The organism is Pseudomonas sp. P7758 (assembly GCF_013386485.1).
Classification (GTDB): Bacteria; Pseudomonadota; Gammaproteobacteria; order Pseudomonadales; family Pseudomonadaceae; genus Aquipseudomonas.
In genome coordinates this window covers 25,444-45,036 of the sequence record NZ_JACARS010000057.1, presented here as the reverse complement: position 1 = coordinate 45,036, position 19,593 = coordinate 25,444, and the positions used below count along the sequence as shown (strand labels likewise).

Below are 19,593 nucleotides of genomic sequence, written 5' to 3'. Positions count from 1 at the left end.
AAGCCCGCTCCCACATTTGTATTGCGGTGTTCTCTAGAACTTAGTTCTTCACCACTTCCTCAAGCGTGAAGCGCCCCAGCGGGTTTTGCAGGAAGTTGCTCACGTTCTTGCGTGAGATGTTGATGTACGGGCTGTAGTACAGGTCGATCCAGTTCACATCCTGTTTCGCCATTTTCTGCAGGTCGACGTACATCTGCTCACGCTTGACCGGATCCGCCTCGATCCGCGCCGCGGCCACCAGGTCCTTGACCTTGTCGTTCTTGTAGCGGGTCATGTAGTTCTGGTTGGTGTCGTGGCCCAGCACGAAGGTGGTCTTCTGGTCCGGGTCGAGGATGTCGTTGGTCCAGTACATCACCGAAATATCGTAATCGCCGTCCACCAGCATCTGCCAGCTTTGGGTCGGGTCGACCTTTTGCAGGTTGGCCGTCACACCGACCTTGGCCAGTTGATCCTTGATCATCACCGCAATCTGCTCGTCGGCTTCGTTGCCGGCGTTGACCACATAGTTGAGCTTCAAATCCTGGGCGCCGGCAGCCGCCAGCAGCTTCTTGGCTTCGGTCGGGTCATACGGGCGTTGCAGGTTGTTGGCGTAGTGGTACAGCGAGCCTTTTGGGATGTAGGAATAGGCCACGGNNTCGATGGCCATGTCCAGCGCCTGGCGCACTTCCGGCTTGGCCAGCAGGCCGTGGGCGTGGTTGATCAACAAGTGATCTTCACGGGTAGACGGGTCGGAGTGCACCACCACGTTCTTGTCTTTTTTCAGCTCTTCAACCCGGGAAAACGGGACGAAGATCGCCGTGTCCAGCTCATTGTTCTGCACCATGCGCATGCGGGTGTTGTCGTCGGTGACGGAGACCCATTCCACACCATCCAGGCTGACGTTGCTGGCCTGCCAGAAGTTCGGGTTCTTCTTCAGGATCACCCGATCGCCCTTGCGCCACTCGTCCACGGTAAATGCGCCGGAGGTCACCGGGTTTTCCGAGTAGGCGTCTTCGCCCATCTTGGTCATGGCTTTTTCCGACAGGATCGACACCGTCGGCGAAGCCAGTTGCGAGAGGAAGGCCACTGCCGGGGTTTTCAAGGTCACTACCAGGGTTTGCGGGTCGCTGGCCTTGGCGGTGTTGATCAGGCTGAACGGGTCGCTCCACAGCGAGGCCTTGTTGTCGCGGATGCGCAACAGGCTGAAGGCAGCGTCGTCGGCGGTGATCGGCGAGCCATCCGAGAACTTCGCGGCACGCAGCTTGAAGGTGTACGTCAGGCCGTCCTTGGAAATGTCCCAGCTTTCTGCCAGCCCCGGTTCCATCTTGGTGCCCAGGTTGTCCACGCGCACCAGGGTGTCGTAGACGTTGGCGAACACCCAGGTATCGCGGTTCTGCGCGCTTTTGATCGGGTCAAACGTGGTGCTGTCTTCGCGGCAGCCGATGGTCAGCACACCTGCGGCGTGGGCAATACCGGCGGTCAGCGACCAGGCGGTGAGTGTGGCGGCGGCGAGCAACTTCAAGTGACGGGATTGCATGTCATAACTCCTTGTCTATAACGGCGGTTGTTCATGATCGGCAGGAAGGGTTCAAAGCAAAGGTTCTTCAAGCACGCAACTGTACCGATGCGTTTGCACAACGTGAGTCGGCGGCAATACCTCGGCACACACGGCGCGTGCATGTCGGCAACGCGGGTGAAAGGCGCAACCGCTGGGCAGTCTCAACGGGCTGGGTGGCTCGCCCGGCAAGGGCTCGCTGGGCAGCGGGCGGTACGGATCAATCTCCGGGATCGCCTGGATCAACGCCGCCGTGTAGGGGTGACGGGGCGTGGTGAACACTGCCTCCACCGGGCCTTCCTCGACGATTTTCCCCAGGTACATCACCGCCACCCGATCACACAGGCGGCGGACGATGGCCAGGTCGTGGGCGATAAACAGGATCGCCAGGTTCATGCGCTGTTGCAGTTCCAGCAGCAGGTTGATGATCTGGCCCTGGATCGACACATCCAGGGCGGCCACGCATTCGTCGGCGATGATCAGCCGTGGCTCCACTGCCAGTGCCCGGGCGATGCCGACGCGCTGACACTGGCCGCCGCTCAGGGAGCCGGGCTTGCGGCTGGCGAGTTCGGGGCGCAGGCCTACGAGGTCGAGTAATTCGTCGACCCGGCGTGGGATGTTTTCTGGCGCCACCTTGCGCTGCACCCGCAGGACTTCGGCAATGGTTTCGCCGATGGTCAGCCGCGGGTTCAGGGCCGCGTAGGGATCCTGGAAGATCATCGCCGTCTCGTGCCGCAAACGGGCGATATCGACCGGCCCGGCGTGGGCCATGTCGATGCCGTCAAACACCACCTGCCCGGCGCTGATGGGGTTGAGGTGCAGGATCGCCCTCCCCAATGTGCTTTTGCCGCTGCCGGACTCGCCCACCAAACCCAGTGTTTCACCGGCGGCCAGGGTCAACGACACCCCGTTGACCGCCCTCACCCACTGTTTATTCAGGCCGAACAGGCCGCTGCCGGCGGCGGCGAAACGCACCTCAAGGTCATTCACCTGCAACAACGTCATGGGCGAACTCCCAGGGGATAGTGACAGGCCACCCGCGCGCCTTCCGGCAGCAGCTCGGTGCACAAGCTGCCGACTTGCGGGCAGCGCGGGTTGAACCGGCAGCCCTTGGGCAATGCGTCGAGCAATGGCGGTTGGCCGGCGATGGTGCGCAACAGGGCGTGGCCGCTGCTGGTGGCGGGCTGGCACTCGATCAGGCCGGCGGTGTAAGGGTGTTGCGGGTGTGCCAGCAGCTCGTATTTGCTGCCGTGTTCGCACAGGCGCCCGGCGTACATCACGGCGATGGAGTCGCAGGTTTGCGCCACCACGCCCAGGTCGTGAGTGATCATGATGATCGACAGGCCACGCTGGTCCCGCAGGTCCAGCAACAGCCGCAGAATCTGGGCTTGCACGGTCACGTCGAGGGCGGTGGTCGGTTCGTCGGCAATCAGCACCTTGGGATTGCAGCCAAGGGCCACCGCGATCATTGCCCGCTGGCGCATGCCGCCGGAAAACTCGTGGGGGTAATTGTCGATCCGCGCCTGGGGATCGGGAATGCCGACCTGGCGCAGCACTTCGATAGCCTGCAAGCGCGCCTCCTTTTTCGACGCGCCCTGGTGCAGTCGGATGCCTTCGGCGATCTGCTCGCCGATGCGCATCAACGGGTCGAGGTGGCTGCTGGGGTTCTGGAAAATCATCCCAAGTTGCCCACCGCGTACCGCGCGCATGCCGGCGTCATCCAGCTGCAGAAGGTCCTGGCCCGCCAGGCGCACCGAACCGCCCTGCACCCGCAGGCTCGGGGACGGCAGCAAGCGCATCAGCCCGCGACAGGCCATGGTCTTGCCCGAACCGCTTTCGCCCACCAGGCCGAGGATCTCACCTTCGGCCAGGTCGAACGACACCCGGTCCACCAACGTTACGTCGCGCCCGGTGTTATTGGCGATGACGCTCAGGTCCTGCACCTGCAACAGGCTCATGAGCGATCCCCCAGCACTTGCGCCACACCATCGGCCAGCAGGCTGAAGCCCATGGCCAGGGTCACGATGGCCAGGCCCGGGAAGGTGCAAATCCACCAGGCAGTAGTGATGAACGCCTGGCCTTCGGCAACCATGGTGCCCCACTCGGCGGTCGGCGGTTGTACGCCCAGGCCGAGGTAGCTCACCGCTGCGCCATTGAGCAGCACCAGCACTGCGTCAGACATCGAGAACACAATCGAGCCGAACATCGCGTTGGGCAACAAATGCCGGAATAGAATGCGCCCATGGCCAAAGCCCAGGCTTTTGGCGGCCAGGGCGAAGTCGCTTTCCTTGAGCACCAGGATCTGCGAGCGGATCAGCCGCGCGTAGGACACCCAGCCCACCAGTGCCATGGCGATATAAAAGCTTTTCAAACCCGGGCCGAGAATGGCCATGATCGCCAGCATCAGCACCAGGAAAGGGAACGCGAGGATCACGTCGATCACCCGCATGCAGAAGCTGTCGAAACGCCCGCCGATGTAGCCGGACACCGCACCGACGAAGGTGCCGATCAGGAACGGAAAGATCACCCCCACCACCGCCAGTTGCAGGTCGATGCGTGCACCCCAGATTACCCTCGAAAGGATGTCTCGCCCGTAGTTGTCCGTGCCAAATGGATGGGCCTGGCTGGGGCCCAGCAAACTGATATCGGTGTTTTGCGCAATCGGATCAAAGGGTGCGATCCAGGGGGCGAACACGGCCAGCGCCAGCCATGTCAGCAGAATCAACAGGCCCCAGGCCGCCGTCAGCCGGCCATTGCGAAAACCAAAGCGCAGGCGCAGGCGCCATGGGGCGATCAATGGGCGGCTGCTCATTGCATCTTCACTCGCGGGTCCAGCGTGACCGTCACCACATCGGCAACAAAGTTGACCAGCACGGTGGCACAGGCCAGCACCATCGCCACGCCCTGCACCACCATGTAGTCGCGGGTGAAGATGCCGCGCACCAGCAATTGGCCGATGCCGGGAATCGCAAACAGGCTTTCGATCACCACCGTGCCGCTGATCAGCCAGCCAATGTTCACCGCCAGCAGGTTCACCGCCGGCACCAGGGAATTGGGCAGCACATGACGACGAAACACCGCCGCCTCCGACAAACCTCGCGCCCGGGCGGCGGTAACGTGGTCAGCCTGCAACTCCATCAACATGCTCGCCCGCAGGTTGCGCACCAGCACCGCCGACAGCGCCAGGGCGATGGTCAGGCACGGCAGAACCATGTGGTGCGCCTTGTCCAGCCAGGTGCGCCCATACCCGGAGACCGGGAACAGGCCCCATTGCACGCTGAGCAACAGGATCAGCATCAAGCCCAGCCAGAACGCCGGCATGCCCAGGCCCACCGTAGTGAACAGCCGGATCAGGTTATCCGCCCAGCCACCTTTATTACGCGCGGCCACGGTGGCCAGCGGCACGGCGATCAACAGCGCCAGCAGCACACTGCCGAGCACCAGGAACAGGGTCGGCTCGATGCGGGTGACGATCAGTTTCAGCGCGTCGACCTTGTACAGCAGTGACTGGCCGAGGTCGCCCTTGAGCAGGTTTTTCAGGAAGTAGAAATATTGCAGCCACAGCGGCTGGTCGAGGCCGTACTGGGCGCGGATCTTCAGCAAGGCGTCCGGGGTGCTGCGCGAACCCAGCAGGGCCCGCGCCGGGTCGCCGGGAATCGAGCGCACCAGCACAAAGGTGATCAGGCTGATGCCAAACAGCACCGGCAGCAATTGCAGCGGCCGGGACAGCACAAAACGGTAACGCGCCAGGTTCATCCGTCAGCCTCGATGACGAGCGAGGAAGTCCAGCAGCACCGGGAAGTATGCCTGGGGCTCTTCGTAAAACGGCATATGGCTGCTGTTGGGGAATACGTGCAGCTCGGCGTGCCGGGCCGCGCTTTTCATGCGCATGGCGCAGGCCGGGGTCAGTTCGTCGTGCTGGCCGGTGGTGATCAGTATCGGCATCTTGAAATCGGCCATCTCGGGGATGCGGTTCCAGTCCTTGAGGTTGCCGATGTAGAGAAATTCGTTGGGACCCTGCATGGTTTCGTAGGGGCCCATGTTCCAGTCGCCGAGGGAACGCTGGACCGGCGCCGGCCATTCGTCCAGGCGGCAGACGTGGCGGTAGTTGAGCAAGGTGATGGCGGCCTGGTACTGCGGGTGATCGAGGGTGCCCATGGCTTCATGGCGTTGCATCATCGCCACGGTTTCGCTACCGAGTGCGCCGCGCAGGCGTTCCAGCTCGAGGGACAGGTGCGGAATGTCGCCGACGGTGTTTTCCAGAATCAGGCTTTTCAGCGCATCGGGGTAGTGAATGGCGTACTCGATGCCCAACCATCCGCCCCAGGAATGCCCCAGCAAGTGCACGCGGCCAAGGCCAAGGGCCTGGCGCACGGTTTCGACTTCTTCGACATAACGGCTGATTTCCCACAGCGAAACATCGGTCGGTCTGGCTGAAGCGCCCGTGCCAAGCTGGTCGAATGCAACCACTCGCAGGCCGTTGTCCTTGAGCCAGCCATGGGCGTCGCGCAAGTAATCGCAAGGCAGCCCGGGGCCGCCATTGAGGCACAGCAACACCTCATCGCCTTCGCCAAAGCTATAGGCCACGAGGTTGTGGCCATCGACCTGCACGTTGTACCGCTGGTCGGGGGCAATTTCACGCCACATGCATACATTCCTTGTTGTGTGTCGGCCCTGTGGAGAGTGGCCGTTTAGAGGCCAACACTACCGAGGATGCCGCGTGTCCATAACCTGGTAATTCTTATAGGTTTGGTCTGGCAGTCCTTCGCCGGGGCGTGGCATTCTACTTGCAGCAAGACGAGATTCAAATGAAATCGGGAGCAGAACGGATGCTGGCCAGGCTAACTGCGTTTAATGACCGTCTCATCCCCGGCAGGAGCCTGGATGAACAGATGGACAACACCCTCGTATTGGCCCAGGACCTGGGTTTTGATGCGTTGGTCTACGACTACACCCCCGTGCCCATTGACCATAATGGTGCACTGATCACCCCTTCTGTGCTGCAACTGCGCAATACCCCGCCCGACTGGTACAACCTGTGGTGCAGTTCCGGCTTTTATCAGATCGATCCGGTGCAACACCTCGCACTGTCGACGGTTTCACCATTTGTGTGGTCCTACGAGGCCAAGGCCGATACCGCGCTGCAAAAAATCATCGACCCCTGCCACGCCCCGGTTTCCAGCTACTTGCACGACCGCCAGATGACCTGCGGCGTCAGCGTGCCGATCCATTTGCCCCGTGGCGGCTTCGCCTCGCTGACCGGCCTGCGCACCGGCAAGGCCAGCGCCGTGTTGCAGGACGCACGCCAGACGCTGTCGGAATTCAGCCTGATTACCCACGCCTTGCAGGAAGCGGCCTACCCGCTTTTCAGCAAGGAACTGCGCTCCTACCCGCATATCCGCCTGACCAAGCGTGAGCGCGAATGCCTGAAATGGGCCGCCGACGGCCTGACCGCCGCCGAAATCGCCACGCAATTGAGCCGCTCCCTGGCAGTGGTTACCCTGCACCTGGCGTCGGCCATGCACAAACTGGGGGCCAAGAACCGGGTGCAAGCGGTGGTAAGGGCCACTCATTACCGGCTGCTGGAAGACTGATCCGAAGGAAAAACCTAGCTGTTTTGCTAGTTACTTAAACTTTCTGTGCCGACTATCGTGTACCTGATCACTTTTTCTCAGGGCAGGGCACGAAATGGAATTCATCGAAACAATCCGCGAAGGCTATGCGGCCTTTCGCGACTACCAGACCTGGTATCGGGTAACCGGCGACCTGGACAGCGGCCTCACACCGCTGGTCATCCTCCATGGTGGCCCGGGTTGTACCCATGATTATGTCGATGCCTACAAGGACGTAGCCGCCAGTGGCCACGCGGTCATTCACTACGACCAACTGGGCAACGGCCGCTCCACCCACCTGCCTGACAAAGACCCTTCATTCTGGACCGTCGGCTTGTTCCTCGAAGAACTGGACAACCTGCTGGACCACCTGCAGATCAGCAACAACTACGCGATCCTGGGTCAATCCTGGGGCGGCATGCTCGGCAGCGAACACGCCATCCTGCAACCCAAGGGCCTGCGTGCATTTATTCCGGCCAACTCGCCGACCTGCATGCGTACCTGGGTTGCCGAGGCCAACCGCCTGCGCAAGCTACTGCCTGAAGGCGTGCACGAGACCTTGCTCAAGCATGAACAGGCCGGCACCTACCAGGACCCTGAATACCTGGCCGCCTCGCGGATTTTCTATGACCAGCACGTGTGTCGGGTCAATCCGTGGCCGGAAGAAGTCGCCCGCACATTCGCCCAGGTGGATTCGGACCCGACGGTGTATCACGCCATGAGCGGCCCGACGGAATTCCATGTGATTGGCAGCTTGAAAGACTGGAACGTGATCGGCCGGCTGTCGAAGGTCAATGTGCCGACCCTGGTGATTTCCGGTCGCCATGACGAGGCCACGCCGCTGGTGGTCAAGCCGTTCCTGGATGAGATCGCCGATGTGCGCTGGGCGCTGTTCGAAGACTCCAGCCACATGCCGCATGTTGAAGAGCGGCAGGCGTGCATGGGGACGGTGGTGCAGTTTTTGGATGAGGCTTGTTCCGTGCCCCACAGAACGCTCAAGACTGGCTGAGATCAAAATGTGGGAGCGGGCTTGCTCGCGAAGGCGGTGGATCAGTCAGCATATTTAGCGACTGACACACCGCCTTCGCGAGCAAGCCCGCTCCCACATTGGACTCTTTGTGGCTGTTACACCTCGCTGGTCTGTGCCCTGCCGTGCACGGCCGCTCTCTTCGGCACTTCCTCCAGCAACGGAATCTCCTTGCCCTCGGCATCAAACAGCTTGCCGCCGCTGAAGTAATCCCCGTCCCGCAACGCCGCCACATCCTGGAAGCACAGGCTGCGTTCCGTCCCGGCGACAAACACCGACTGCTGGTCCGAGTTGCCCGCAGTGAAGTGGTTGAACGCCAGGTTCAACAGGATCGCCATGATCGCCGACGAACTGATCCCCGAATGGAAAATGGTCGCGAACCAGCTCGGGAAGTGATCGTAGAAACTCGGGGCCGCAATCGGGATCATGCCAAAACCGATGGAAGTGGCGACGATGATCAGGTTCATGTTGTTGCGGTAATCAACCTTGGACAAGGTCCGAATACCACTGGCAGCCACGGTGCCGAACAGCACGATCCCGGCCCCGCCCAGCACCGAAGTCGGCACTGCCGCAATCACCCGCCCCATGAACGGCAGCAGGCCGAGGATCACCAGGAATATCCCACCGGTGGCGACCACATAACGGCTCTTGACCCCGGTAACCGCCACCAGCCCGACGTTCTGTGCAAACGCACTCTGGGTGAACGAGCCGAAGATCGGCGCAAACATGCTCGACAGCATATCCGCACGCAGGCCATTGCCGAGGCGCTTGGAGTCGACCTTGGTGTCGATGATTTCACCCACTGCAAGAATGTCCGCCGAGGTTTCCACCAGGGTCACCATGACCACGATGCACATGGAAATGATCGCCGCGAGATGGAAGGTTGGCATGCCGAAATGGAAGGGTGTGGGAAAGCCGAACATCGGGCCCTGGGTCACGCTGGAGAAGTCAGCCATGCCGAGGAACACCGCGATAACCGTGCCGATCACCATCGCCAGCAGGATCGACAGTCGCGAGATGGTCGCGCTACCGATCTTGCTCAGCAGCAATACCAGTACCAGGGTCAGCGCCGCCAGGCCGATGTTCGGCATGCTGCCGAAATCTGCGGCGCGGCTGTTGCCGCCCATGGCCCAGCGGGCGGCGACGGGCATCAACGTCAGGCCGATGGTAGTGATCACAATCCCGGTGACCAGCGGCGGGAAGAATTTGGTGATTCGCGAGAACACCGGGGTGATCAGCAGGCCTATCAGGGAGGCGGCCATCACCGCCCCGAGAATCGCCGGGATGCCACCCGCACCGTCGCTGCCAACAATCGCCACCATGGTCGCCACCCCGGCAAAGGACACCCCTTGCACCAGCGGCAACTGGCAGCCGAAAAACGGCAGGCCCAGGGTTTGCAGGAGCGTGGCCAAGCCGCCGGCAAACAGCGAGGCAGCGATCAGCAGGCCAATATCGGCCGGCGACAACCCGGCCGCCTGGCCGACGATCAACGGTACAGCCACGATGCCGCCGTACATGGTGAGCACATGCTGCAGGCCGTAAGCCATGTTGGCCGCGACGCCGAGATTCTCATCTTCTGGCCGCTGCGGTGACGCCTTCGGGATAGTCATGGTGAGGGGTTCTCTGTTTTTGTTGTGCACTCACTGTATGCAATAGAAAGATTGGATGTCCATAGAGTTGTATACAATCATTTTCACAAGAACACCCTGAACGCCGTTACAAAAATCCATTCAGCCGCCCTGCCCCGTGGCTCGAAGCGCTGCGCACAAGGACTTGAAAAAAATGCTCAACCGCAAGCTGCGCATCCACGCCCCGGCGATTTACTACTTCGACATGGTTCGCCGCTGCCACTCGATCCGCGAAGCCGCGCGCCGCCTGAACGTGGCGTCTTCGGCGGTGAACCGGCAGATCCTCAAGCTGGAAGACGAGGTGGGCGCGGCGCTGTTCGAGCGCCTGCCCGGCGGCCTGCGCCTGACGGCGGCCGGGGAAATCCTGACCCGCCACGTGAGTTTCCTGTTGCAGGACGTGGAGCGCGTGCGCGGTGAACTGGATGGCTTGAACGGTGTGCAGACCGGCCACGTGGAAATCGCCACGGTGGAAGGCGCCACTGTGGAGCTGCTGCCCGCCGCCCTCAAGCGCATGCGTGAGCGTTATCCGAAAGTGACCATTGGCGTCACGGTACAAGGTTCGCAATCGATTCCCGGTGCGGTGGTCAACGGCCAGGCTGACCTGGGGTTGGCCTTTGCCTTACCGCGTAGCAGCGAAACCATCCAGGTGTGTGTCGGCCATTTCCGCCTGGGGGCGTTGATGGCACCGGGGCATCCGTTGGCCGGTGAAAGCAGCGTGAGTTACGCGCGCTGCTGTGAACACGGGGTGATCCAGGCCAAGAGCGAGCTCTCGGTTCACCACCTGATCGCACCGCTGCACAAGCGTTCGGCGGCGACGAACAAGCCACTGCTGCACAGCAACTCGATGGAGCTGGCCCGGCAATTGGCGCGCCAGCAACTGGGCATCGCGTTCCAGACGCGCATTGGCGTGGAGGTGGATTTAGCCCGCGGTGAACTGCTGCACATTCCGCTCAGCGACCAGGGCGGGATCTTCAGCGACCTGGGCTTGTACGCCCGCAAAGACCGGGACTTGCCGATGGCGGTGCAAGCCATGGCCCATCTGCTCAGTGAAGAAATCAGTTTGCGCGAACATCAGGAAACACCCTGGGCGCCGCGTATTTCCTGACTCTCAGGCCAGTTTCAGTGCTGCCGTTTCGGCATCGGCCCAGGCGAGATTCTGTTCTTTGGAACCTACAACGGATGTGCCGATACTGCGCCCGGCGACCCTTGCGCGGTCGCCATGAGCCAAAACGCCAAAGGAATTAAAACAATGAAAAAGGCACTGCACGGCGCAACCGTATTACTCACATTGTTCGGCGGCGGGGAGGCTGTCGCGCTGGAATGGATGAACAACAGCCTGGGATTTCGCTACGGCCAGCAGTTCACCAACCCGAACAACCCGGATGAATTCAGCAAGCGCATCTACAGCTTCACCCACGCCAGCGGCTACCAGTACGGCAGCAACTACCTGAACCTCGATGTGTTCCTGTCCGACAGCCGCGACCCGCGCAAGGGTACCGACCACGGCGGCAGCGAAGTGTATGCGGTGTACCGGCACCAGCTGTACGCCTCACGGGTATTCGATGTGCCGCTGGGCACCGGGGTGATCAAGGATTACGCACTGACCTTCGGCTTTGATGCCAACCGCAACAACAACCTGGCGTCGGCGAAAAAACGCGCGCTGGTGATTGGCCCGACCTTGAAGTTCAACACCGTCGGCGTGCTGGACCTGAGCCTGATGTACTACAAGGAAAGAAACCATTCCGGCATCCCTGGCGCGAAAGAACCCGATCACACCTTCGACGATACCTACATGCTTAACCTGACCTGGATGCGGCCTTTCGATATCGGCAACCACGGGGCGAAGTTTCAGGGGTTTATCAATCACGTCGGGGAAAAGGGCGAAGACTTCCATGGCCGCGACACCGCGCCGGAAACCCTGATGCGCACCGCGCTGATGGTGGCGGTGCGCCCGGGCAAAAGCGTCAAGCCCAATCTCTACCTGGGCGTCGGCTATGAGTATTGGCATAACAAGTTCGGCGTGGACGGCGGCCGGGGTAGCCGCACGTCAACGCCGACGGTGAACATGGAAGTGACGTTCTAGCGGGCGCGCACCAGGTCGGCATCGCCATCGTCAACCTTCGGCCGCGCCAGCCAGTAGCCCAACACGGCCAATGGCGCGGTCGCCAGCATCACGATCGCAGTGATCAACAGCGGCTGGTCGATCATCGACGACACGATCAGGCTCGCCAGGAAGCACAACCCCAACTGCAAGGTGTTCTGCAATGCCGCCGCCTTGCCGGAATTTTCCGCAAACGGCATCAGTGCATTCGCCACCACGATCGGGTAGCTGGCGCCATTGACCAGGGCCATCAGGCAGAACGGAATCAGCAAGGTGGCGAGCGTCGGCACGGTCAAGGTCGCGACGAGGTACAGCGCGACCATGCTGATGCAGTACGCCAGCAGCAGCCACGGCAACAAAGTCTTGCCCTGGAACCGCTGCAACGCACTGCGGCAACTGTAGCCACCGATCAGGAACGACAGCGTTGGCAATACGTAGCTCAAGCCGATGTCATTCGGGCTGTAGCCCATCCCGCCAAGGATGAACGGCGAGGCGGTAAGCCAGGCGAAAAAACTGGCCGAGCATGCGGCAAAGATCATCACGTTGCCGGTGAACACCCGCGACTTGAGCAATTGCCCATAGCCGAGTCGGGACGGTTCGCCGTCGGTTGTCAGGCGTTTGGGCAGCGGCCTGAGAAACAACGTAGGCAGCAGCAGGAGCAGCGAAACCACCAACAACACACCGAAAATCGCCTGCCAGCCCCAGTGATTCAGCATCAGCGCTCCCAGCAATGGCGCCAGGGCCGGAGACAGTGACATCAGCGGCATAATGCCGGCGAACACCCGATGGGCCTTGTCCGCCGGGTAGCGGTCGATCACCAGCGCCTGCCAACTGACGGCGGCGGAACACACGCCAATCGCCTGGACAAAACGCAAGGCCAACAGCTGCGGTGCGGTCTCGACCCAGAACATCCCCAGGCAGCCGAGCACAAACAGGGAAAGGCCCGTAAGCAGCACCGGCTTGCGTCCCAACCGGTCGGATAGCGGCCCCCACAGCAACTGCCCGACGGCAAAGCCGGCGAGGAAAATGCTCAGGCTCGCGCCCACCGCGCCGGGGGAAATCTGCAGTTGCTCGCCCATGGCGCCAAACGCCGGCAAGTACATATCCATGGCCAGATAGCCGAGCATGCTCAGCCCCGCCAGGTACCAGGTGAATCCAAAAGAATTTTTCATTGAAGCCTTGTATAACCTGCCATCAAACTATTTGCTGACTGGCGCCTATTATGAAGCTGAGCATTTCCCTGTGAAGCGATAATAATTGAACACTCTTATCAATATTTTTGAAGGCAACCCCCATGTGGTCTGAATACTCCCTGGATGTGGTGGATGCGGTGGCCCGCCACGGCAGCTTCAGCGCCGCCGCCCAGGAACTGCACCGCGTGCCATCGGCCATCAGCTACACGGTGCGGCAAATCGAAGAATGGCTGGCGGTGCCGCTGTTTGTCCGACGTCATCGGGATGTAGAGCTGACACCCGCCGGAAAATTGTTCGTCGACGAGACCCGGGGCGTCATGAAAAAAATGCTCGGCACCCGTCGGCTATGCCAGCAAGTGGCCAATGGCTGGAGTGGCCAATTGAAGGTCGCGGTGGACTCCATCGTCAAACAGCAGCGCTGCCGGCAACTGGTGCTGGATTTCTATCGGCAGTTCCCGGAGGTGGAATTGCTGATGGAATACGAGGTGTACAACGGCGTGTGGGATGCCCTGGCCGACGACCGCACCGACATCGTGATCGGCGCCACCAGCGCGGTGCCGGTGGCCAGTCAATTCACGTTTCGCGACATGGGCCTGCTGAACTGGCTGTGCGTGGTCAGCAGCCGGCATCCGCTGGCGGCGGAAGAAGGCCTGCTCAGCGATGACCAATTGCGGCCCTTCGCCTCCCTGTGCATGACCGACACCTCGCGCAACCTGCCCAAGCGCGACACCTGGACCCTGGATAACCAGCGCCGGTTGGTGGTGCCGCACTGGGCTTCGGCGATTGACTGCCTGCGGGACGGCTTGTGCGTCGGCATGGCACCGGCGCACTTGGTGCAGCCGTGGATCGAGCGCGGCGAGCTGAGCGCCCTGCAACTGTCCCGGCCCTTCCCTGCCAGCCCGTCGTGCGTGGCCTGGGCACAGAACAAACTGTCGCCGGCCATGGCCTGGTTGCTGGATTACCTGGGGGATACCGAGACCCTGAATCAGGAATGGCTGAACGGGGTGCAGGTGGGCTCCGGCTACCCCGTTTGACTGATCGTTCCCACGCTCTGCGTGGGAATGCAGCCAGTGACGCTCCGCGTCAGCCTCATCCGTGTTTAGTCCAGAAGCCGGGAAAGTGCGCGTACGATCATCTCCACTTCCTTGGCATCGATGGTCAGCGGCGGCAGCAGGCGGATGATCTTGCCCCGGGTGACGTTGATCAGCAGGCCATGCTCTTGCGCCGCGCGCTGGGCCAGGTCGCGGTGAGGTGTTGCCAGTTCGATGCCGATCATCAGCCCCTGCCCGCGAATCGCCAGCACCCGGGGATGCTCGTTCAATTCCACCCGCAGGCGCGCCAGCAGCCGCTCACCCTGTTGCGCCGCGTTGTCCAGCAGGCCTTGTTCTTCGATGATCTCCAGCACCGTACAACCGACACGGCAGGCCAGCGGGTTGCCGCCGAAGGTGCTGCCGTGGCTGCCGGGGGTAAACAGTTGCGCAACAGCGGCCCGGGCCAGGCACGCGCCAATCGGCACACCGTTGCCGAGGCCTTTGGCCAGGGTCATCACGTCAGGCACGATGCCTTCATGCTGGAAAGCAAACCAGCGCCCCGTGCGGCCGATCCCGGTCTGGATCTCATCGAGCATCAACAACCAGCCTTGCCGGCTGCAGTGCTCGCGCAAGGCTTTCAGATAGCCCGGCGGCGCGACTTGCACGCCGCTTTCGCCCTGGATCGGCTCAAGCAGCACCGCAACAATGCGCGGGCCAAACTCCCGGGTCACGGCCTCCAGCGCCTTCAAGTCACCGAAGCCGACCTTGATAAAGTCCCCCGGCAGTTTTTGAAATCCCAACCGCACGGACGGCCCGTCGCTGGCGGACAGGGTGCCCAGGGTGCGCCCGTGAAAGGCATTCGCCATCACCACCACCAGCGGCTGTTCGATGCCCTTTTTCCAGCCATGCAGCCGGGCCAGCTTCAGCGCCGTTTCGTTGGCTTCGGCACCGGAGTTGTTGAAGAACGCCTGGTCCAGCCCGGAGAGCCGGGTGAGGCGCTGGGCCAGGCGCTGCTGCCAGTCGATGCTATAGAGGTTGGAGGTGTGCAGCAGCAAACCGGCCTGCTCACTGATGGCCGCTACCAGCCGCGGGTGGGAATGACCGACGTTGGTCACCGCCACACCTGCCACCGCATCCAGGTATTCACGGCCCTGCTGGTCCCACAGGCGCGTGCCAAGGCCACGGGTAAAGCTCAGGGGCGACGGTTGATAAGTGGTCATCAGGCAGGCGGCGGTCATGGCATCAGGCTCCAGTGCATCGTAGTGATGGCACCAGTATCGTTAGCCACCCGAGCTGGATAAACTGCACAACACTGCGATCACTTTAAATCAGGGTTTGATAATGGATCTGTTCCAGGCGATGACGGTGTACGTAAAAGTGGTGGAAGCCGGCAGCATGACGGCGGCGGCGCAGGCGTGCGGCATGTCCACCACCATGGTCGGCAATCACCTGCGCGCGCTGGAACAAAGGCTGGGGGTCAGCCTGCTCAAGCGCACCACGCGCAAGCAAAGCCTGACCGAGTTTGGCGGGATTTATTACCAGCGTTGCCTGGAGGTGCTGGGCCTGGTGGCCGACTCCGAGCAGATGGCCGAACAAGCCAACAGTGACGTGCCCAAGGGGCTGCTGCGGATCACCGCACCACCGGCCTTTGGCACCGAACGCCTGGCACCGGCGCTCAGCGAATTTTCCCAGCGCTACCCACAGATCAAGCTGTACGTGGTGCTGAGCAACCAGCGGATGGACATGGTCGACAGCGGCTTCGACGTGGCCATCCGCTTGGGCGACCTGGACGCTCCAAGCCTGATTGCCCGCCCCATGCAGGATTACACCATCACCCTCTGCGCCTCTGCGGAGTACCTGGCGCGCCGTGGCACACCTCAACGCCCCGATGACCTGCAGCAACATGACTGCCTGGCGTTCGCTTACCCGGCGACCGACGATTGGCGCAACGCCGACAAATTGTGGCGAATGCGCGGTGCAGAGGGCGAAGTGGAAATTCCGGTTTCCGGCTCATTGACCATCAACAGTTCGCAGGCCTTGCGCCAGGCTGCCCTGGAAGGCATGGGCATCGTGATGCTGCCTGACGCCCTGGTCGAGCCAGACCTGCGGGCCGGGAAACTGGTGGCATTACTGACGGACTACCAACTGCCCAGCCGGCCCATGCATTTGCTGTACGCCCAGGACCGCTATCGCCTGCCCAAGCTGCGGGCGTTTGTGGACTTCGTCATGGAGAAATGGGCGCGCTAGAGGCTCACCCCCAGCTCGATCAAGCGCTCACGGGTCTGCGCGGCAGACACGTGGTGAATCCCCTGCCAACCCAGCGCAGTGGCCGCCTCGGTATTGCCGGCTACGTCGTCAATAAACACCACTTCACCCGGCTGGATATCCGGCAAATGGGCGCGCACCTGCGCCAGGCTGGCGTGGTAAATAGCAGGATCGGGCTTGATCAGCTTGATTTCGCCGGACACCACGATGTCGCGAAAATACTGCAGGAAGGGATAGTGGGCGCGGGCATAGGGAAAGGTCTCGGCGGACCAGTTGGTCAGGCCGAACAGCGGCATCTTCGCCTCATGCAACGCTTCGAGTATCGCCACGCCCTCCGGCAATGAACCACGCAGCATCTCGTGCCAGCGGTCGTAGTACGCCTGGATCATTGGTGCATGCTGCGGATGTTCGGCGATCAGCGCGCGGGTGCCCTCAGCCAGGCTGCGCCCGGCGTCCTGCTCGGTGTTCCAGGCCTGGGTGCAGACGGTGTCCAGGAACCGTTGGCGCTCCCGGTCGTCGGTAATCAGCTGGCGGTAGAGATGGTGCGGGTTCCAGTCGAACAGGACACCGCCGAAATCAAAAACGACTGCACGAATCGTCATGTAGATCCTCCGTTAGCGTGGGTGTGATAACGGCCGCAGTCTGGCATGACGCGCACAAAAAAGCGGCCCCTGGAGGCCGCTTCTTCGTTACCGCAAACGCTTAAGCCTGAATCAGGCCCTTGATCTTCACGGTCGGATTCACGTCAGCGTCGTAGTCCACGCCGTCGATCTCGAAACCGAACAGGCGCAGGAATTCCGCCTTGTAGCCGGCAAAATCGCTGATCTCGTTGACGTTGTCATCGGAGACCTGATTCCACAGGGCCGCTACCGCGTCCTGAACCTTAGGCTCAAGTTCCGCGAGGTCGGCGCGCAGGCGGCCGTCGGCGTCGAGCTTGGGCTCTTTGCCATACAGGCTGTCCTTGAACAGGCCGTAGACCTGCTCGATGCAACCTTCGTGGGTGCCCTGCTCTTTCATCACTTTAAACAGCAACGACAGGTACAGCGGCATGATCGGGATCGCCGAGCTGGCCTGGGTCACTACTGCCTTGAGTACCGACACACGGGCGTCGCCTTTCAGCGCCGCGAGGTTTTCGCGCAGGGTCAGGACTTTCTTGTCGAGGTCCTTCTTGGCTTCGCCGATGGAGCCGTTCCAGTAGATGTCCTGGGTCAGCTTCTCGCCGAGGTAGGTGAACGCAGTGGTCTTGGCGCCTTCGGCCAACACGTCGGCGTCACGCAGGGCGTCGATCCACAGCTGCCAGTCTTCGCCGCCCATGACTTTCACGGTGCCGTCGATTTCTTCCTGGGTGGCCGGTTCGAGGGTGGTGTCGACCACGACGCCCTTGTCGGTGTTGATGCCGCGCAGGGTCACAGCCTTGCCGATCGGCTTCAGGGTGGAGTTGTGCACCACGCCTTGCGGGTCGGTACGGCGTGGCGCGGCCAGGCTGTAGACCACCAGGTCGATCTTGCCCAAGTCTTTCTTGATGGTTTCGATGGTCAGGCGCTTGATCTCGTCAGAGAACGCATCGCCGTTGATGCTCTTGGCGTACAGGCCTTTTTCCAGCGCAAACTTCTCGAAGGCGGCGCTGTTGTACCAGCCGGCAGAGCTGAGCTTGCCTTCTTCGCCTTCTTTCTCAAAAAACACGCCCAGGGTGTCGGCGCCGCAGCCAAAGGCAGCGCTGATGCGCGCGGCCAGGCCGTAGCCGGTGGAAGCCCCGAGGACCAGCACCTTTTTCGGGCCGCCTTCAATGGCACCGTGTTCGGTCACGTAGTCGATCTGCTCTTTGACATTCGCTTCACAGCCAACCGGGTGAGCGGTCACACAGATAAAGCCACGAACCCGCGGTTTGATGATCATAAAATTTCTGCCTCTTCCAAGGTGCCGAAGGCCAATGGTGGCCATTACAGCGTCAATCGTACGGGTCTATGACGCCCGGAAAACCGAAGCGTCACGATAGTCGCAAATCTTCTGTTCACAAAATGCTATCCGCAACACCGCCAGCCTGGCCATCCGCCGAGGCATTTTAGGGGGACAGCGGTAAAAATCTGTGCAGTGACTTCACAAATTTCCAGCATTTAAAACGCCACGTGAGGGCGATAACACCCTATCATGACCATATTATTTCGATATGTTTCAGCTCAGGCATGATGCCCCACGGGTTGACTGACTCCTTTGCCTGGCCGGCCAGTCAATCGCAGACGGTTTTGAAGCAATCGAAAACTGCCCGATGGAGCCCAGTTTCATGAGTAAGAGTGTCATCCGCAAACGCCTGGCGTCCGCCGCCTGGGTCCTTGGCGTCTTGCTGTTCATTTATTGTTTCCCCAAGACCACCCTGGTGTTTCTGCTGCTGGTGGTGTTCTGCGGCCTGTACGATTTCCTGCGCAATGGCCTGTACGACGGCGCGACCATCAAGAAGTATTTCATCGGCAACGGCCGCAATACCTGGTTGCTGGCGCCGTTCAACACGCTGTTTGACCTGATGAGCCAGCGCAATCGCCACGTTTATAAAATGAACGACCTGCCGCCGGCCTGGCGCGAAGACCTGCAAAAGGTGATCGACGACGCCATGGCCAACAAAGACGAGATCATTCAGTACCTGGACGAGCGCATGGCCGAGAAAAAACGCGGCATGCTGTTTTTCCAGTGGTACGGCCGCCCGATCGAGACCACCCTGGATATCCCGCAACTGCGGGAAAAACTGCCCTACGTGAAAACCATCGGCGTGTCGGTATTCAACGAAAACCGTTCCACCTCGTTTCACTTCGGCCCGCTGCGCATGATGTTCCGCGTGCTCTACAACATGGCACCGGCGCCCCATCACGATGGCGTCTACATCCAGGTCGGCAAGCACAAACACTACTGGCACGATGATCCGCTGTTTATCTTCGATGACACGCTGATGCATGCCTCCTTCAACAAGAACGACGCCAAGCGCTACTGCCTGTTCATCGACATCGTGCGGCCAACCCTGGTGCCGTCGGTGCTCAACGGCCTGATCGCGGGCTTTGCCGGAGCAGTCTTTACCCTGCGTCGGTTTTTCTACAAAAACTGGAAGCTGATTCAGTAACTTCTGCGGCATGATGGTGCGCGACGGTGTTTGCGCTCGGCTCCAGTGCCGGGGAAAATGCCAGTCCAATGCGACCGAAAACGGCGCGCACTATCC

General features: G+C 61.3%; 18 protein-coding genes. 7 read left to right on the top strand and 11 right to left on the bottom strand.

Annotation, left to right across the window (positions count from 1 at the left end):
* Positions 1-40 precede the first annotated feature (40 nt).
* From HX873_RS12325 to HX873_RS12300, 6 genes are read right to left on the bottom strand one after another with little or no spacing between them, the layout of a single operon-like run.
* Positions 41-1,516 (bottom strand): ABC transporter substrate-binding protein, encoded by a 1,476-nt coding sequence (locus tag HX873_RS12325; protein ID WP_177122730.1) that lies wholly within the window; start codon positions 1,514-1,516, stop codon positions 41-43.
* A 51-nt stretch (positions 1,517-1,567) separates the two neighbouring features.
* On the bottom strand, positions 1,568-2,539 hold the full coding sequence (locus tag HX873_RS12320) for an ABC transporter ATP-binding protein (RefSeq protein ID WP_087693677.1): 972 nt from the start codon (positions 2,537-2,539) through the stop codon (positions 1,568-1,570).
* Positions 2,536-3,492, bottom strand: a complete 957-nt coding sequence (locus HX873_RS12315) for an ABC transporter ATP-binding protein (protein WP_102368420.1) — start codon at positions 3,490-3,492, stop codon at positions 2,536-2,538. The genes HX873_RS12320 and HX873_RS12315 overlap by 4 nt, the downstream gene beginning before the upstream one ends.
* Entirely contained in the window at positions 3,489-4,346 is an 858-nt protein-coding gene (locus HX873_RS12310) for an ABC transporter permease (RefSeq protein ID WP_003218837.1), read from the bottom strand. The genes HX873_RS12315 and HX873_RS12310 overlap by 4 nt, the downstream gene beginning before the upstream one ends.
* The gene (locus HX873_RS12305; RefSeq protein ID WP_003218838.1) at positions 4,343-5,290 is read right to left on the bottom strand and encodes an ABC transporter permease; all 948 of its coding nucleotides are present in this window, start codon (positions 5,288-5,290) and stop codon (positions 4,343-4,345) included. The genes HX873_RS12310 and HX873_RS12305 overlap by 4 nt, the downstream gene beginning before the upstream one ends.
* 3 nt (positions 5,291-5,293) lie before the next feature.
* Positions 5,294-6,181 carry a proline iminopeptidase-family hydrolase gene (locus tag HX873_RS12300; protein WP_003218840.1) on the bottom strand — a complete coding sequence of 296 codons (888 nt, stop codon included), beginning with the start codon at positions 6,179-6,181 and terminating at the stop codon, positions 5,294-5,296.
* A gap of 182 nt (positions 6,182-6,363) precedes the next feature.
* On the opposite strand from HX873_RS12300, the gene HX873_RS12295 reads away from it, so the two are divergent.
* Together HX873_RS12295 and HX873_RS12290 are read left to right on the top strand one after the other, a co-directional pair.
* A complete protein-coding gene (locus HX873_RS12295; protein WP_008437673.1) occupies positions 6,364-7,128 on the top strand; it encodes a LuxR family transcriptional regulator in 765 nt (254 codons plus the stop codon).
* A gap of 94 nt (positions 7,129-7,222) precedes the next feature.
* A complete protein-coding gene (locus HX873_RS12290; RefSeq protein ID WP_003218843.1) occupies positions 7,223-8,155 on the top strand; it encodes a proline iminopeptidase-family hydrolase in 933 nt (310 codons plus the stop codon).
* Positions 8,156-8,271: 116 nt separating this feature from the next.
* On the opposite strand, the gene HX873_RS12285 is transcribed toward HX873_RS12290, so the two are convergent.
* On the bottom strand, positions 8,272-9,783 hold the full coding sequence (locus tag HX873_RS12285; protein WP_177122729.1) for a nucleobase:cation symporter-2 family protein: 1,512 nt from the start codon (positions 9,781-9,783) through the stop codon (positions 8,272-8,274).
* A 172-nt stretch (positions 9,784-9,955) separates the two neighbouring features.
* Between HX873_RS12285 and HX873_RS12280 the strand changes: the two genes are divergently transcribed.
* Both HX873_RS12280 and HX873_RS12275 read left to right on the top strand, forming a co-directional pair.
* Positions 9,956-10,906, top strand: a complete 951-nt coding sequence (locus tag HX873_RS12280; RefSeq protein ID WP_177040078.1) for a LysR family transcriptional regulator — start codon at positions 9,956-9,958, stop codon at positions 10,904-10,906.
* Between the two features lie 144 nt (positions 10,907-11,050).
* Complete coding sequence (locus tag HX873_RS12275; RefSeq protein WP_177122728.1) at positions 11,051-11,884, top strand: nucleoside-binding protein; 834 nt, start codon at positions 11,051-11,053, stop codon at positions 11,882-11,884.
* Here HX873_RS12275 and punC read toward each other — a convergent pair.
* Positions 11,881-13,074: a purine nucleoside transporter PunC gene (gene punC / locus HX873_RS12270; RefSeq protein ID WP_008437667.1), complete on the bottom strand. Its 1,194-nt coding sequence runs from the start codon at positions 13,072-13,074 to the stop codon at positions 11,881-11,883. The two genes, HX873_RS12275 and punC, sit on opposite strands and share 4 nt — an antisense overlap.
* 122 nt (positions 13,075-13,196) lie before the next feature.
* Between punC and punR the strand changes: the two genes are divergently transcribed.
* On the top strand, positions 13,197-14,129 hold the full coding sequence (gene punR / locus HX873_RS12265) for a DNA-binding transcriptional activator PunR (RefSeq protein ID WP_177122727.1): 933 nt from the start codon (positions 13,197-13,199) through the stop codon (positions 14,127-14,129).
* Between the two features lie 65 nt (positions 14,130-14,194).
* On the opposite strand, the gene HX873_RS12260 is transcribed toward punR, so the two are convergent.
* Positions 14,195-15,364 (bottom strand): aspartate aminotransferase family protein, encoded by a 1,170-nt coding sequence (locus HX873_RS12260; RefSeq protein WP_177122726.1) that lies wholly within the window; start codon positions 15,362-15,364, stop codon positions 14,195-14,197.
* Positions 15,365-15,467: 103 nt separating this feature from the next.
* Here HX873_RS12260 and HX873_RS12255 point away from each other — a divergent pair, with 103 nt between their 5' ends.
* Positions 15,468-16,373, top strand: coding sequence for a LysR family transcriptional regulator (locus HX873_RS12255; RefSeq protein WP_102368413.1), 906 nt, complete (start codon positions 15,468-15,470; stop codon positions 16,371-16,373).
* Here HX873_RS12255 and HX873_RS12250 read toward each other — a convergent pair.
* Positions 16,370-16,993, bottom strand: coding sequence for an HAD family phosphatase (locus HX873_RS12250; protein ID WP_177122725.1), 624 nt, complete (start codon positions 16,991-16,993; stop codon positions 16,370-16,372). The genes HX873_RS12255 and HX873_RS12250 overlap by 4 nt on opposite strands.
* A 100-nt stretch (positions 16,994-17,093) precedes the next feature.
* A complete protein-coding gene (gene fabV, locus HX873_RS12245; RefSeq protein ID WP_003218863.1) occupies positions 17,094-18,287 on the bottom strand; it encodes an enoyl-ACP reductase FabV in 1,194 nt (397 codons plus the stop codon).
* Positions 18,288-18,672: 385 nt separating this feature from the next.
* On the opposite strand from fabV, the gene HX873_RS12240 reads away from it, so the two are divergent.
* The gene (locus HX873_RS12240) at positions 18,673-19,497 is read left to right on the top strand and encodes an aspartyl/asparaginyl beta-hydroxylase domain-containing protein (protein ID WP_177046062.1); all 825 of its coding nucleotides are present in this window, start codon (positions 18,673-18,675) and stop codon (positions 19,495-19,497) included.
* Positions 19,498-19,593 lie beyond the last annotated feature (96 nt).